Source organism: Pseudomonas sp. TH32, assembly GCF_016650855.1.
Classification (GTDB): Bacteria; Pseudomonadota; Gammaproteobacteria; order Pseudomonadales; family Pseudomonadaceae; genus Aquipseudomonas.
In genome coordinates this window covers 524,497-537,941 of record NZ_JAEKFA010000002.1, presented here as the reverse complement: position 1 = coordinate 537,941, position 13,445 = coordinate 524,497, and the positions used below count along the sequence as shown (strand labels likewise).

The following is a 13,445-nucleotide window of genomic DNA, read 5'->3' as shown; positions in this document are numbered from 1 at the left end:
CCCTCCAAATTCTGAGCCAATACGGTAAACTCGCGCCATTGCTGTCTGGAGCTACTTATGCGCGAAGAGTTGAACCAAGGCCTGATCGACTTCCTCAAGGCCTCCCCTACCCCGTTTCATGCCACCGCCGCCCTTGCACAGCGCCTGGAGGCGGCCGGTTTCCAGCGTCTTGACGAGCGCGAGACCTGGACCACCGAGGCCAACGGGCGTTATTACGTGACCCGCAACGACTCCTCGATCATCGCCTTCAAGCTCGGCCGCCACTCGCCCCTGCAAGGCGGCATCCGCCTGGTCGGCGCCCACACCGACAGCCCGTGCCTGCGGGTCAAGCCACAACCTGAACTGCAACGCCAGGGTTTCTGGCAACTGGGTGTGGAAGTGTACGGCGGTGCGCTGCTGGCACCGTGGTTCGACCGCGACCTGTCCCTGGCTGGCCGCGTGACTTTCCGCCGTGACGGCAAGGTCGAAAGCCAGTTGATCGACTTCAAGCTGCCCATCGCGATCATCCCCAACCTGGCCATTCACCTGAACCGTGAAGCCAACCAGGGTTGGGCGATCAATGCCCAGACCGAACTGCCGCCGATCCTCGCGCAGTTTGCCGGTGACGAGCGTGTGGACTTCCGCGCAGTGCTCACCGAGCAGTTGGCCCGTGAACACGGCCTGAACGCCGATGTGGTGCTCGACTATGAACTGAGCTTCTACGACACCCAGAGCGCGGCCGTGATCGGCCTCAATGGCGACTTTATCGCCGGTGCCCGCCTCGACAACCTGCTGTCGTGCTACGCCGGCCTGCAAGCCTTGCTCACCGCCGAAACCGACGAAACCTGCGTGCTGGTGTGCAACGACCACGAAGAAGTCGGCTCGTGCTCCGCCTGCGGTGCCGACGGCCCGATGCTGGAGCAGACCCTGCGTCGCCTGCTGCCGGAAGGTGATGAATTCGTACGCACCATCCAGAAGTCGCTGCTGGTTTCTGCGGACAACGCCCACGGCGTGCACCCCAACTACGCCGAGAAGCACGACGCCAACCACGGCCCGAAACTCAATGCCGGCCCGGTGATCAAGGTCAACAGCAACCAGCGCTACGCCACCAACAGCGAAACGGCCGGGTTCTTCCGCCACCTGTGCATGGCTGAAGAAGTGCCGGTGCAGAGCTTTGTGGTACGCAGCGACATGGGGTGCGGCTCGACCATCGGCCCGATCACCGCCAGTCACCTGGGCGTGCGCACCGTGGATATCGGTTTGCCGACGTTTGCCATGCACTCGATTCGCGAGCTGTGCGGCAGCCATGACCTGGCGCACCTGGTGAAGGTGTTGAGTGCGTTTTACGCGAGTCGTGATTTGCCGTAAACCTGAGGAAATCGAGCTTTTGTGGCGAGGGAGCTTGCTCCCTCGCCACAAGGGTAATGCGGTGACTAACTCAAGACTTCACTCAACGGAATGAAGTTGACCCGATCACCGATCTCCAGCGTCGTCCCTTCCCGCACTTCCACCAACCCCTCGGCCCAGGCCGCACTGCGCAGCACACCCGAGCTCTGGTTGCGGTAGATGATCGCCTTGCCCTGCTCCAGCCGACCGCGCAAGTACTCGCGACGGTTCCCCGGCTTGGCCCACACAAACCCCACCGGCACTTCAATGCGCAACGGCTGCACGTCCTGCACGCCCTGGCGGCGCAACAGGTAAGGCCGCGCCAGCAAGGCGAAGGTCACCAGCGTCGACGCCGGGTTGCCCGGCAAACCGATCACCGGCACGCCACGAAAATGCCCGAACGTCAGGGGCTTGCCAGGCTTGATTGCCAGCTTCCACAGCGCCAGTTCACCTTCTTCGCGCAGCGCAATCCCGAGGAAATCCGCCTCGCCCACCGACACACCGCCGGTGGACAGGATCAGGTCAACCGAGCCCAACGCCCCCAGGCGCTCGCGGGTTTGTTCCAGGTCATCCGGCAGGATCCCGGCGTCCACCACTTCGCAGCCCAGGCGCTCCAGCCAGCTGCACAACACCCGGCGATTGCTGTTGTAGATCTGCCCGGGGCCCAACGGCAGGCCCGGCTCGATCAACTCGTCGCCGGTGGACAGCACGGCCACACGGGCGCGACGGATCACCTCCAGGCGATCACGGCCCAGGGATGCGGCCAGCCCCAGTTCGATCGGCCCCAGGCGTGTGCCGGCGGGCAACACCAATTCGCCCACGGTGGTTTCCTGGCCTTGGGGACGGATGTTTTGATCCACCTGCAGCGACTCGGTAAAGCTCACGCGCTGATCGGGGTGGACCACGGCGTTTTCCTGCATCTCAACGCAGTCCGCCCCTTCCGGCACCGGGGCGCCGGTGAAGATCCGCGCACAGGTGCCGGCGGCCAGGGGCTGCGGTGCCGTGCCGGCGAAAATGCGCTGGCTGACCACCAGTGGCTCGCCGGTCCAGTCCGCCAGGCGCAGGGCGTACCCGTCCATGGCGCTGTTGGGCCACGGCGGCAAGTCCAGGGTAGAAACCAGCGCCTGCGCCAGCACCCGACCGTCACATTCGGCCAGCGGCAAGGTTTCCTGCTCGCGAATCGGCGCTGCCTCGGCCATCGCCAGCAGCTGTTCGAGGGCGTCTTCCACCGGCATCAACGCGCCGGTCTTGCCCGGCTTACCCACGGGATTCACAGGGCTCGGCCTGTTTCAGGTGCGGGACGAAGTTGCACGGGCGGTGACGGTTATCCAGCTGCTCGGCGAGTATCCCGTCCCAACCGGTGCGCACCGCGTTGGTGGAGCCCGGCAGGCAGCACACCAGGGTGCCATTGGCCAGGCCGGCCAGGGCACGGGACTGCACGGTGGAGGTGCCGATATCGGCCACGGAAATTTGCCGGAACAGCTCACCGAAACCATCTACCTGCTTGTCCAGCAAGCAGCTCACCGCTTCCGGGGTGCTGTCGCGGCCGGTGAAGCCGGTACCGCCGGTGATCAACACCACCTGCACCACGTCTTCGGCAATCCAGTGCGCCACTTGCGCACGGATTTTGTACAGATCATCTTTAAGCAGCACCCGCTCGGCCAGCAGGTGGCCGGCGGCGGTCAGGCGGTCGACGAAGACCTGGCCCGAGGTGTCGGTTTCCAGGGTGCGGGTGTCACTGACCGTCAATACAGCGATATTCAGGGGTACAAAGGGCGCATCAGCCTTGGCTTTCATGGCTCGGTCCGGTTGTCGAAGGAACAGCCCGATGTTATATCACAGCCCCCCATTTCACTGCCCGCAGGAGCCGTCATGCCAAGCCATTCTTTCCCACTGCCCTGCTCCGTGCTGTTGCTGGCCGGCGGCCGAGGCCAGCGCATGGGCGGCCTCGACAAGGGCTTGCTCGACTGGCACGGGCAGCCGCTGATTGCGCACCTGCATCGCCTGGTGCGGCCGTTGACCGACGACCTGATCATCTCCTGCAATCGCAACCAAGCGCAGTACGCGGCGTACGCCGATCAATTGGTCGGCGATGACAGCCCGGACTTCCCCGGCCCCCTTGCCGGTATCCGCGCAGGGCTGGCGGCGGCACGGCATGGGCATCTGCTGGTGTTGCCGTGCGACGTGCCGCAAATCGATGAGCAACTGCTCGCCGACCTGCTCGGCACGGCCCGGCAAAACCCGTTGCTGCCGGTGATGGTGCGCCATGGCGACTTCTGGGAGCCGTTGCTGTGTGTGATACCCACTCTGCTACATGAAACTTTCGAGCGTGCCTGGGCAGCCGGCGAGCGCAGCCCACGCCAGATCATGCAGGCGCTGGGGGCCAAGGCCCTGGATTGCCCTGCGGATGACCCTCGCCTGGCCAACTTCAACACACCTGAGTTGTTGCACCGCCCGCCCAGCGTGTCAGAATGAACGTCGAACAAGGAACTTTGCCGGCGTTGCACACGTCACAAGGTCAGTACTCAACAAAGCATTCTCTCGGAGACAAACTCATGACTCAACGGACCATCGCCGCTCTCATGCTTGCACTGGGCCTCGCTACCCTTGCTGGTTGCGCCTCGCCAACAGTGATCACCCTGAATGACGGTCGCGAAATCCAGGCCGTCGACACTCCTAAATTCGACAAGTCCACCGGCTTCTACGAATTCGAACAGCTGGATGGCAAGCGCACCCAGATCAACAAGGATCAGGTTCGCACCGTTAAAGACCTGTAAGTCTTAACGCCGGATACGAAAAAGCCCGCTTGATGCGGGCTTTTTCGTACCTGGGGTTTACCAGTCCAGGCTGATCCCGCTGCGAAAACTGCGCTCCTGGCCGGTCACCGGGTCGATAAAACGCACGCCCTGGGCCAGCAGCTTGAGCGGATTGGCGTAGTCGTCCTCGGCATCCTTGATGACGTCAGGGTAGAACGGATCATTGCAGATACTCGCGCCCAACGCCGTCATGTGCACCCGCAACTGGTGTTTCTTGCCGGTCACCGGAAACAGGCCATAACGCCACAAGTCACCCTGCTTTTCCCGCACCTCGACTGCGGTCTCGGTGTTGCTCGCACCCTCGCCTTCCTGCATGCGAAAGAACGGCTCGCCATCCACCAGCCGGCTTTTATGCACCAGCGGAAACGTCAGCCCGGGCAAGGCCGGGGCAATGGCTTCATAGAACTTGTCGATCTTGCGCGTGGGAAACAGCTGTTGATACGCCGAACGCGTCCGGGGATTGGCCGAAAACAACACCAGCCCCGCCGTATGCCGGTCGATGCGATGCAGCGGCACCAGGGCCGGGTTGTCCAAGCGGCGAATCAAGCGCCGCAACAGGGTTTGTTCGACGTACTCACCGGCGGGCGTTACCGGCAGAAAATGCGGCTTGTCGGCCACCACCAAGTGTTCATCGGCGTACAGGATGGTCTCCTGAACCGGGATCACTTTCTCGTTCGGCACTTCACGGAAATAGTAGATGCACAGGCCTTCGCGGTAGGCGAGGTCCTGATGGATGGGTGCCCCGTTGATGTCCAGCACCCGGCCCCGGGCGACGCGGTCCAGCCATTGTTCACGGCTGATGGCCGGGAAGTGCTCACACAGGCAATCCAGCACGGTCGCCCAGGCGCCTGGCGGCAGGTACAACGTGCTGGCTTGATGCTGGGCAGCGGAAAAAACGGACATGGGCAGGCTCAACGCGTCGAAATACAGGCGGGCATTATCCCGCATGCCGCTGGATCAGGCCCAGCACAGATTCAGGCCTTGACCAATTCCGCGCGCAACACCGGCGATGCACTGGCCGCCTCGGTGAATTCCTTGAGCCAGCGCAGCACATCCACCGCTTCCCAGCGGCCCGGATCGTAAAGCGCGTACAGCAAGCCCTGATAGCCCACCACATCCAGCTGCTTGTGATAACCGGCACGCTGGAACAGCGCCTCGATCTCGGCAAAGCAGGTATTGAAATGCACTTTGTTAAACGGCGTCTTGCCTTCCGTGACCAGGCCATCGAGGCGCAGCTCGTTCACCGCGTCGCGCACGACGTCGGCGGACATGCGATTGACGCTGCTTTTCAGTTGTTCAACATTCACCACGGGCGTTCCCTCTCATTCAATCGCTGTACAAACATACAGTAACCGAATAATCGGGAACTCGCCATCGCCGAGTGCTAGCCAAGAAAGTTCACCACCTGCGCTTCGTCGAACGGCCACTCCAGCTCGGCGCCCGTGTCCACCCGGCGCAGCACCGGAATCCGCAGGCCGTAGGCCTCGAACAAGGCTTCGGAATCGGCGATATCCACCAACTCCACCAACAGGCCGTGTTCGACCAACGGCATGATTTCGGCTTCGGCAAACTCACACAGGTGGCAGCCCAGGGTGCCGAACAACTGACATTCAGGAAGCATGGCAAAGGGTCCGGGAAGAATCAGGTGCCTATTCTAACAGTGTCCGGGTACCGCAAAACATGGCCCCCTCCTGACGCCCCTACAGCCAGATTTCCAGCTCTCGCTCGGCAAAGACCAGTGGCTGACCGTTCTCCAGCAACTGTCGTATGCCTGGCCCCAGCAGGTCTTGCGGCCCATCCAGAGGCGTCGCCGGGATGCGGTGAAAGCGCCGCTGATTAGCGCTGACACGCTCGAGGATCTGACGGTCCTGGCGCAGGATCACCCCGAACAACCGGCGCAACACCCAACGCTTGAGCAGCGCCGGCAATACTCCGCGTGTCGTGGCCACCCGGGCAAACAAGCGCAATTGGCCATCGCCACTCGGCGTCATCCACGCACTGACCAGCAAGTTAACGCCGCCGCGTGCATCGCGGTATTCGATCTCGGCCAGCCCCGGCAAACGAAAGCGTCCCATGCTGACGCCACGCTCGCCCTCGAACCAGTGTGAGATCAACCCTGACTGCTTGCCCTCTTCGCTATAGACCGCCTCCACGCCGTCTGCGAGGGCGCGCACCCGAACCCTGAGTTTTTGCCGCTGCCTGTCGTGTCGTATCCATCCGGCATGCACGAAATGCGTGTGAAACCCGTCGAGGAAATTTTCCGCAGCGTCCTGGAGTGAGCACTGCACCTGGTCGGTTATCCAGAATGTGTCGAGGTTCTGCTGCTGCGGGGCAGGCGCCACCGGCGGTGCTTGCGGACGCTCGGGCCCTGGACTGACCCAGACCAGCCCGTGGGCCTCGCAACTCTGCACACTATCCAGCAACGGCTTGTTGCACGTTGCCTGCTCGGTGCCCGGCACCCGCGTACAGCGCCCGTCGGCGGCAAATCGCCAACCGTGATAGGGGCATTCGATCTGCCCATCACGCACCTTGCCTGCGCTCAATGGCGCAAAGCGATGAGGGCAGCGATCAGGCAGGACGGCGGCGCGCCCGCCCTCATCCCGAAACAGCACCAGCGGCAGACCCAAAAGCTGGCATGCCAACGGCGCATTGCGCAGTTCGTGGCTCAGGGCTACCGGCCACCAGGCGTTTACCTGACTCATAGTTTGAACCTGCGCATCAGGGGCACACCGATGCCATGCAACAGTTGGCTCAGGACACGCCAAACCCACCTGCGGCCCCAGGATAAATGGGCGACATGGATCAGGCTGTATTCGATCTGCGGCTGGCCCCCGCGCAAGCGTTTGAACCCGGCAGCACCCGAACTGAAATTCAGCACCACACCGCGCTCAACCGCCTCTTGCAGGCACAACCGCGTGAGCTGGCGGTACAACCCGGCCCGCTGTGGCAAGCCCGTGTCGTACCCCACGATCGGCGTGCTGATCAGTGCCGCATTGGCAAACCAGCCCAGGGCACCGTCAATGCGCCCCTCACTGTTGCGTAACGCGCGCATCTCCAGCCAGCCTTCGCGCTGACCACGCTGCATCCACTGGGCGCTGTAGTGCGGGTTCAGCGTGCTGTACTTGTCCAGGTAAAGCAGGTTGTAAAGATGCTCGATGCGTTGGAAGTCGGCGTCGTCCAGCGCTGCGCCCGGCACCACTTCATAGGGGCTGCGGCGCAGCAACGTGGCGTCAAGCCGGGTGTTGTGGTGGTTGAGAAACTCGGCCTGTGCCCCCGCCCGGCCATCGAACAGATAGACCTGCCGAGTGGGAATACTCAGGTAGCCGAGGTTTTCCAGACGCTGGCGCAATGGCCGATTGCTGAAGTCATTCAGCGAGCGAAAACCAAACCCGTGATCGGGAAACGTTCGCTGCAGCAAGGCGGTGATCGCCGGCAACTCGTTGATGTCCCAATCGCCGGGGTAAAGGTTGGTGGACAGAAGCCAGTTGTTGACCTGCACCAGCTTGTCGATCCTGGCCCAGCGCAACATGTGCTGCACGCCCTGGGTCAGGACCTTCAGCGGCCAGGTCAGCCGGGGCCGCCCAAGGCGTTTGATCTCTTCGAGGGCGTAACCGCTGAAGGCGGTTTGAGGCGACACCACGTAGCAATTGCCATCCGGCTCAAGGCCCTCGGTGATACTGACGGGGAACTGCTGCGTCCCGGTGTCGAGCAGCGCCATGCGGGTGCTGACGTTGCCGATCAGCGCGCCGCCGGCGCAGGTGCGCACATAGCGCCGGGCAAGGCTATCGTCGGCGGGTGGGGGCTCATTGAGCAGTTGCTCTTCGAACAGTAACCTCATGGCAGGTACTCGCTCAACGGCTGGCCGTTCCACTCGATGTCTGCGGTGGACGCGGCCAGCAGCCCGCAGCGCCGGGAAGCCGCGCGGGCGATGATTTCCGCCAGGCTCAGGAGTTGGGCAGGCAGCGGCCAGAAGTCACCCTGGCGGGTAATCACATCCCGGGCATCGCTATAGTCACGCCAGAAGCCCGCGCTCAATACCCGCTGCGGCGCTGCCAGCAGAAGCATCGCCAGCGCAATCATCCGGGGCTCGCAGGTGGGTTCAAGCACGCCGCTGCCAGTCAGGCTGGCCACCAGTTGCTTGCGCTGATTGTCAAACAGGTGCACCCCACTGGTGGCTCGCGGGTTGCATTCCAGGACATGAAAATGTCCGCCCGACTCTTCGATAAAGTCGAAGCCGACCTGCCCGGTGTAGCCCGTTTCGCGACCGAATTGTTCGAGAAACTGGCGCACCGGCACTGGCATACAAGGCTCGAAATAAATCCCCGACCCACGCCCCACCCGATAGCGCGGGTGGTAGCAGCTGTGGGCGCGCAACTCACCGTCGATCAACACGCTGAAGCTGCAGTATTCCCGGCCCTCGATAAACCGCTGCGCCACCCACGGCGCCGCTTCACTGGGCTGTACCTTGACCAGTTGTCCGGCAGACGGACGAATCAACGTCTGGGAGGCAAAACGCGAGTAAGCCGGCTTGAACACCCACTGGCCTGCTTCATCCATCAATGCCTGCACCGCCGGGCGATCGGTCAACAGCCGGGTTTCAGGCGCCGCCAACGCCCACCCCTCAGTCATGGCGGCAAAGCGCCCCTTGTGATGCAAGCGATGCAGCAAGGCAAAATCGCTGGTCAATATCCGGCACAGCGGCGCCAGGCGTGCGAGACCGTGAGCCAGGTAAAACACTTCCTCGCAGGTGGGCAGTAGCAAATCGATGTGCTGCGCCTGGATCACTTGCGCCAGCGCCTCGATCCAGGCGGCGGGAGCCTGTCGAGGTTCCGGCAAGCGCACAAAGTGTTGCACCGAACAGCTGAAACGGCTCAGCGGCTGGCTCACGGAATCACCCACGCTGACCGTCCAGCCCGCCTCGTCAAAGGCCCGCGCCCACTCCAGGCACGCTGGGGCGCGCGCGCCAAGAATCAGTACATGCATGGCAAACCCTCGGGCATTTGCAGCAGTTTCAGACGACGGCGCTTGGCAAACGCTGGCGGCGGCTGCCACTGGCCAAAACTCAACGCCGGAGGTTGCAGCCCCTGCTGCTGGCAGAATGCGTGAATGCTTTGGATCAAGGCCTGGCACAGGTCGGCGTGGTCACCGCCAGCTTGCACGTTGATCTGCCAGTGCAGGCCTTGCTGGTGAATTTCATATTCCCGCAAGCACTCACCGTGCATCAGCAAGGCGCGCCGCAGCACATCCGGATAGAGCGCGCGCAATTGAACACCGCTCACGTCGGGCAGCCAAAGAATGTCATCCATACGGCCCTCGACCGCGGCAATCGCGCGTTCGACACGCCCGCACGCGCAAGGCGCCTGGGTCACCCGCAACACATCGTTGAGACGGTAACGCACGATCAACTGGGTGCGTCGGGAGAAGTCGGTGATAATCGGCTGAAAACGTGTGCGCGCGGCGTCCAGCCAATCCGCCTCGATGTGCAGGTGGCTTTCGTTCAGGTGCAAAGTACCCTGTTCGCAGGTGTAGCCAAGGAAGCCTTCGCTGGCCTGGTAAATCTGCCGGGGAGCCACGCCGAACGCCGCCTGCGCCGCTTCTGCATCCGCCGTTTCGAGGACTTCCGCCACCGACAGGATATGGCTCGGGCGGATGGACAGGCGCCCGGCCAGCGCGGCTTCGGCCAACCCGCGCAATACCGTGGCCGGCGCCACCAGTACGTCGGGTTGCTGAGTGTTGAGACGCGCCAGGCCGGCGTCGAGCCCAAGGGTCAGGTCGTGGAAGGCAAAGTCGATGCGTCGACTGGCCAGCGTTGTGTAGAGCCGGCTATTGGCCCGTAGAAAGAATGCGATGCGCAACGGCGCGCGCCATGGAAAAAGCAGGCGTGGCAGCAGATGACGCGGCAGCGTGCGCGCCAGCAGGATGCCGGCCCAACGTTGACGCTCAAGGCTGCTGACGAGGAATACACCTTGATTACCCGAGGTCCCGCTCGACAAGCCGACGGTGAGGTCACCCAGCGTCGGGCTGAAATCCCGGGACTCTTCAGCCCGGCGTGCCACTGGCAGCACCTGCGCCAGGCTCAAGCCACGGGTGTTGAACCCGGCGAAATCGCCCATCAGCGTGGTTTTGTCCATCAGCGGCAAAGCACTCAGGTCCGTCACCACCTGCCCCTTGAAACGGTGCGACTGAGGCAATACCTGTTGCAGGAAATATTTCAACTGCCGTGCCTGCCAGGCTTCCAGTTGTTCCCGGCGGGCAAACTGCAGCCGGTAGCGGCTGTGCAGGAAACTGGCTGCGCTGCGCAATGTGCCGATCAAGCGCTCATCGCTCATCGCCGAACGCCTCCCAGGCATGGGTGCAATGGGAAGGCAGCACCGCCACGGCCGGCTCGCGGCGAATCAACTCGCCCAAGCCGCTGTAGGTCTGGCGATACTGTTTGGCATCGTGGCTGGCAAACCATAAGGCCGGTGGCGCCGGCAACCGCCCGGCACGGCAGGCGGGGACCGACCAGCACGCGTCGGCCACCAGAAACACCGGTCGCCCCTGGGCATCGGGCATGAACAAACCCAACTGCCCTTCGCTATGCCCCGGCAGCGGAACGCCCAGCAGGCTGCCATCGCCGAGCAGATCCAGACCTTGGTGAAACGGTGTCATCCAGTCCGGCAGCGCGGCTTTTTTGCAGGTGTCGGCGAGGGTCATGCGCGCGGCGAAATCGTCGGGCAACAACGCCGGCAGATGACCGCCCAGGGTCGCTCGCCAGCGATGGCCCCGCAGGCTGTCGATGTGTTTGCGGTCGGCCTCCAATGCGATGAACTTGGCCTGGGGGAAGTCCCTGAGCCCGGCGATGTGGTCGCTGTGGAAGTGCGAAATGATCACCGTGCGTATGTCATCGGGACCGATACCGAATGCGCGCAATTGCGTGAGCAGCTGTTCTTTCACCGGCAGCTCGACCGGCACCGCGCTGCGATACAGGCGCTCGGGCAGTGCCTGGGTGGCGTTAAAAAAGTGCTCGGCGTAACCGGTGTCGTAGAGTATCCAGCCCGCGTCGGGATGGCGGATCAAACCGCACAAGGCCGGAAAACGCGTCGGCGCCCAGCGCCCGCCCCGATCGGCCAGGCATTCCAGGTGCTGGCACCAGCCGGCGCGCAACACACTCAGGCTGACAGTACGGCTCATGCTCCCACTCCTTGTTGGGCAAGCCACCACTGTGCGTGCTGGCGGATGCCTTCGTCCTGCGTCACGACCGGGCGGTAGCCCAGCTCGTTTCGAATGGCACTCAGGTCCAGGGTTTGGCTGAACGCCAGCACACCGGCGCCATAGCGTGTCAGCAACGGCTCGCCGCTGCCTCTCAGGTGTGCGCCGACTTCCAGCACCCGAGCCAGCGCGTCCATGAGTCGCCATGGCAAGCGCCGGGTGCGCAGATTCAGTTGAAACTGCTCGGCGACGCGTTGCAGTAAGTCAGCGACCGTCAACGGCGTGCCATTGCTGACGTTATAGGTGCACACCGCCCGTGGCAGCGGTTGGGTCAGGCTCAACTGCACCGCGTGTACCAGGTTGTCGACGCAGGTAAGGTCCAGTTGCGCCTGCCCCCCTCGCATCAGCGGAATCGGCCCGCGCTGCATCACCCGCAACAGACGTGGCATCAAGGTGGCGTCCCACGGGCCAAACACCGCGCGCGGGCGCAGGATCACTGCTTCGGCAAGCCCCGCCTCATTCACCCGTACTTCCGCCAATGCCTTGCTGCGCGCGTATTCGTTGACCGGGGGTGGCAGTGGTTCGTCTTCACGAATATCGAGACGATCACGGAACGCAAAATACAGACTGGGTGTGGACAAGTGCACCAGCCGCTTCACCTGGTTGACGCGGCAGGCATTCAGCACCTCGGCAGTGGAATCGAGATTGGCTCGGGCAAATGCTGGCACCGTGCCCCATGGCGAGGACAGCGCCGCGCAATGAACCACCGCCGCACACGCATGCGAGGCATCGAGCAACGTGCGGCAAGCCCCTGAGGTGCCGTGCTCCAGCGGCACCCAGGATGCCACGCCGGGGCTCTGGCGAATGACCTCGGCCGCAGCACGGGCATTGCGGCCGGTAAACTGCACCTCACACCCCTGGCCGGCGAGGCGCCAGACAATGTGCCGACCAATGAATCCGGTGCCACCGGTGACGAGAACTTTCATCAGTACTCCAGGACCATGCCGCCAAGGGATAAGCCCGCGCCGGTACCTATCAACATCAGGCGCTGGCCGCGTTGGATACGCTGGTCACGGATGGCGATATCCAGCGCGGTGGGCAGTGACGCCGCCACCTGATTGCCGTGCGAAGCGAAGATGTCGATGACCTGTTCCGGGGCAAATCCCAACCGCCGGGCCGCATGCTGCATCGCCTGCTGGCTGGCCTGGTGCGGGATGACCCAATCAATCTGCGACTTGGTCAAACCGGCCTGATCCAGCAGTTCTTCCACCAGCATGGGCAGGTGTTTGGCCGCCAGCCGAAACACACTTTTGCCCTGCATCGAAAAACTGGTCAGTGGTTCGAACGGGCCGTCGATGCGCCGCGGGTGATGACGCGAACCGCCGGCGGGGATCTGGCACAAATCTGCGCCTTCGGAATACGTCTTGAGGTTTGAGGCCAGGATTTTCGACCCGCCGTCGCTGACTGCCAGCACCACCGCCGCAGCACCGTCGCCGAAGATTGCGCAGACTTCCACCTGCTGCCAGTCCAGCCCGCAGGAAGCGATGTCCGAACACACCAGCAAGATGCGCTGGTAGCGCCCGGCCAGCAGCGGCCAGGACAGCGTATCCAGCGCGGCGATAAACCCCAGGCAACTTGCATTGATGTCCATGGCGGGAATGCCGGAAGACCCCAACCCCAATTCGCGGTGCAACAACGCGGCGTTACACGGCATGCCCTGGTCCATGGTGCCACTGGCACAGACCACCAGGTCGATCTGCTCCAGCGCCAGCCCCGCGGCCAGCAATGCCCGGTGTGCGGCAATGGCACCGAGGCTCGCGGCGTTCTCGCGACGGCTGGCCACGTGCCGATGGGTGACGCCGCTGACGCGAGCGACGCTGCCGGCTACCAGGCCGAGTTGAACATCCAGTTGCGCACTGGTGAGGATGTGCTCAGGCAGTGCATGCCCGGTCCCCAGGATTATTATTGGCCTGTGGGCAAGGGGCAAACGTTGAGAGGTTGGCATTCAAGTTCCGTTTGAAAGGGTGTCGCCTGGTTGTTGTTTGCCCATATTAGCAGCGGCAAGGCGCAACC

At 63.3% G+C, this 13,445-nt stretch carries 15 protein-coding genes; 3 read left to right on the top strand and 12 right to left on the bottom strand.

Annotated features, from left to right (window positions below; translation table 11 throughout):
- The first annotated feature begins 57 nt into the window (after positions 1-57).
- Complete coding sequence (locus tag JFV30_RS06155; protein ID WP_003209095.1) at positions 58-1,347, top strand: M18 family aminopeptidase; 1,290 nt, start codon at positions 58-60, stop codon at positions 1,345-1,347.
- A 65-nt stretch (positions 1,348-1,412) separates the two neighbouring features.
- Here the strand turns inward: JFV30_RS06155 and JFV30_RS06150 are convergent, their stop codons facing one another.
- Positions 1,413-2,639 (bottom strand): molybdopterin molybdotransferase MoeA, encoded by a 1,227-nt coding sequence (locus JFV30_RS06150; protein WP_201122501.1) that lies wholly within the window; start codon positions 2,637-2,639, stop codon positions 1,413-1,415.
- Positions 2,623-3,162 carry a molybdenum cofactor biosynthesis protein B gene (gene moaB, locus JFV30_RS06145; protein ID WP_003209092.1) on the bottom strand — a complete coding sequence of 180 codons (540 nt, stop codon included), beginning with the start codon at positions 3,160-3,162 and terminating at the stop codon, positions 2,623-2,625. The genes JFV30_RS06150 and moaB overlap by 17 nt, the downstream gene beginning before the upstream one ends.
- A 75-nt stretch (positions 3,163-3,237) precedes the next feature.
- Between moaB and mobA the strand changes: the two genes are divergently transcribed.
- Both mobA and JFV30_RS06135 read left to right on the top strand, forming a co-directional pair.
- The gene (gene mobA, locus JFV30_RS06140; protein ID WP_201122499.1) at positions 3,238-3,840 is read left to right on the top strand and encodes a molybdenum cofactor guanylyltransferase MobA; all 603 of its coding nucleotides are present in this window, start codon (positions 3,238-3,240) and stop codon (positions 3,838-3,840) included.
- An 80-nt stretch (positions 3,841-3,920) separates the two neighbouring features.
- Positions 3,921-4,142 carry a YgdI/YgdR family lipoprotein gene (locus JFV30_RS06135; RefSeq protein ID WP_003209090.1) on the top strand — a complete coding sequence of 74 codons (222 nt, stop codon included), beginning with the start codon at positions 3,921-3,923 and terminating at the stop codon, positions 4,140-4,142.
- Positions 4,143-4,199: 57 nt separating this feature from the next.
- Here JFV30_RS06135 and JFV30_RS06130 read toward each other — a convergent pair whose 3' ends face one another.
- The 10 genes from JFV30_RS06130 to JFV30_RS06085 all read right to left on the bottom strand — a co-directional run bounded on the left by JFV30_RS06130 (position 4,200) and on the right by JFV30_RS06085 (position 13,377).
- Entirely contained in the window at positions 4,200-5,090 is an 891-nt protein-coding gene (locus JFV30_RS06130; protein WP_201126129.1) for a pseudouridine synthase, read from the bottom strand.
- Positions 5,091-5,155: 65 nt separating this feature from the next.
- Positions 5,156-5,491 carry a hypothetical protein gene (locus JFV30_RS06125; RefSeq protein ID WP_029616120.1) on the bottom strand — a complete coding sequence of 112 codons (336 nt, stop codon included), beginning with the start codon at positions 5,489-5,491 and terminating at the stop codon, positions 5,156-5,158.
- A gap of 74 nt (positions 5,492-5,565) precedes the next feature.
- Complete coding sequence (locus JFV30_RS06120) at positions 5,566-5,802, bottom strand: glutaredoxin family protein (protein ID WP_010176117.1); 237 nt, start codon at positions 5,800-5,802, stop codon at positions 5,566-5,568.
- Between the two features lie 79 nt (positions 5,803-5,881).
- A complete protein-coding gene (locus tag JFV30_RS06115) occupies positions 5,882-6,883 on the bottom strand; it encodes an aromatic ring-hydroxylating oxygenase subunit alpha (RefSeq protein WP_201122498.1) in 1,002 nt (333 codons plus the stop codon).
- On the bottom strand, positions 6,880-8,019 hold the full coding sequence (locus JFV30_RS06110; RefSeq protein ID WP_201122495.1) for a hypothetical protein: 1,140 nt from the start codon (positions 8,017-8,019) through the stop codon (positions 6,880-6,882). Before JFV30_RS06110 ends, JFV30_RS06115 begins: the two co-directional genes overlap by 4 nt.
- On the bottom strand, positions 8,016-9,164 hold the full coding sequence (locus JFV30_RS06105; RefSeq protein WP_201122493.1) for an ATP-grasp domain-containing protein: 1,149 nt from the start codon (positions 9,162-9,164) through the stop codon (positions 8,016-8,018). The genes JFV30_RS06110 and JFV30_RS06105 overlap by 4 nt, the downstream gene beginning before the upstream one ends.
- Positions 9,152-10,510 (bottom strand): F390 synthetase-related protein, encoded by a 1,359-nt coding sequence (locus tag JFV30_RS06100; RefSeq protein ID WP_201122491.1) that lies wholly within the window; start codon positions 10,508-10,510, stop codon positions 9,152-9,154. Before JFV30_RS06100 ends, JFV30_RS06105 begins: the two co-directional genes overlap by 13 nt.
- Complete coding sequence (locus tag JFV30_RS06095) at positions 10,500-11,354, bottom strand: MBL fold metallo-hydrolase (RefSeq protein ID WP_201122489.1); 855 nt, start codon at positions 11,352-11,354, stop codon at positions 10,500-10,502. The genes JFV30_RS06100 and JFV30_RS06095 overlap by 11 nt, the downstream gene beginning before the upstream one ends.
- Entirely contained in the window at positions 11,351-12,358 is a 1,008-nt protein-coding gene (locus JFV30_RS06090) for an NAD-dependent epimerase/dehydratase family protein (protein ID WP_201122487.1), read from the bottom strand. Before JFV30_RS06090 ends, JFV30_RS06095 begins: the two co-directional genes overlap by 4 nt.
- Positions 12,358-13,377 (bottom strand): beta-ketoacyl-ACP synthase 3, encoded by a 1,020-nt coding sequence (locus JFV30_RS06085; protein WP_010176128.1) that lies wholly within the window; start codon positions 13,375-13,377, stop codon positions 12,358-12,360. Before JFV30_RS06085 ends, JFV30_RS06090 begins: the two co-directional genes overlap by 1 nt.
- Between the last annotated feature and the right edge of the window lie 68 nt (positions 13,378-13,445).

Coding starts and splice junctions, on each gene's coding strand:
- JFV30_RS06095 (WP_201122489.1), bottom strand. CDS start 11,354: ATGAGCCGTACTGTCAGCCTGAGTGTGTTGCGCGCCGGCTGGTGCCAG.
- JFV30_RS06105 (WP_201122493.1), bottom strand. CDS start 9,164: ATGCATGTACTGATTCTTGGCGCGCGCGCCCCAGCGTGCCTGGAGTGG.
- JFV30_RS06100 (WP_201122491.1), bottom strand. CDS start 10,510: ATGAGCGATGAGCGCTTGATCGGCACATTGCGCAGCGCAGCCAGTTTC.
- JFV30_RS06090 (WP_201122487.1), bottom strand. CDS start 12,358: ATGAAAGTTCTCGTCACCGGTGGCACCGGATTCATTGGTCGGCACATT.
- JFV30_RS06120 (WP_010176117.1), bottom strand. CDS start 5,802: ATGCTTCCTGAATGTCAGTTGTTCGGCACCCTGGGCTGCCACCTGTGT.
- JFV30_RS06115 (WP_201122498.1), bottom strand. CDS start 6,883: ATGAGTCAGGTAAACGCCTGGTGGCCGGTAGCCCTGAGCCACGAACTG.
- JFV30_RS06085 (WP_010176128.1), bottom strand. CDS start 13,377: ATGCCAACCTCTCAACGTTTGCCCCTTGCCCACAGGCCAATAATAATC.
- JFV30_RS06110 (WP_201122495.1), bottom strand. CDS start 8,019: ATGAGGTTACTGTTCGAAGAGCAACTGCTCAATGAGCCCCCACCCGCC.
- mobA (WP_201122499.1), top strand. CDS start 3,238: ATGCCAAGCCATTCTTTCCCACTGCCCTGCTCCGTGCTGTTGCTGGCC.
- JFV30_RS06155 (WP_003209095.1), top strand. CDS start 58: ATGCGCGAAGAGTTGAACCAAGGCCTGATCGACTTCCTCAAGGCCTCC.
- JFV30_RS06135 (WP_003209090.1), top strand. CDS start 3,921: ATGACTCAACGGACCATCGCCGCTCTCATGCTTGCACTGGGCCTCGCT.
- moaB (WP_003209092.1), bottom strand. CDS start 3,162: ATGAAAGCCAAGGCTGATGCGCCCTTTGTACCCCTGAATATCGCTGTA.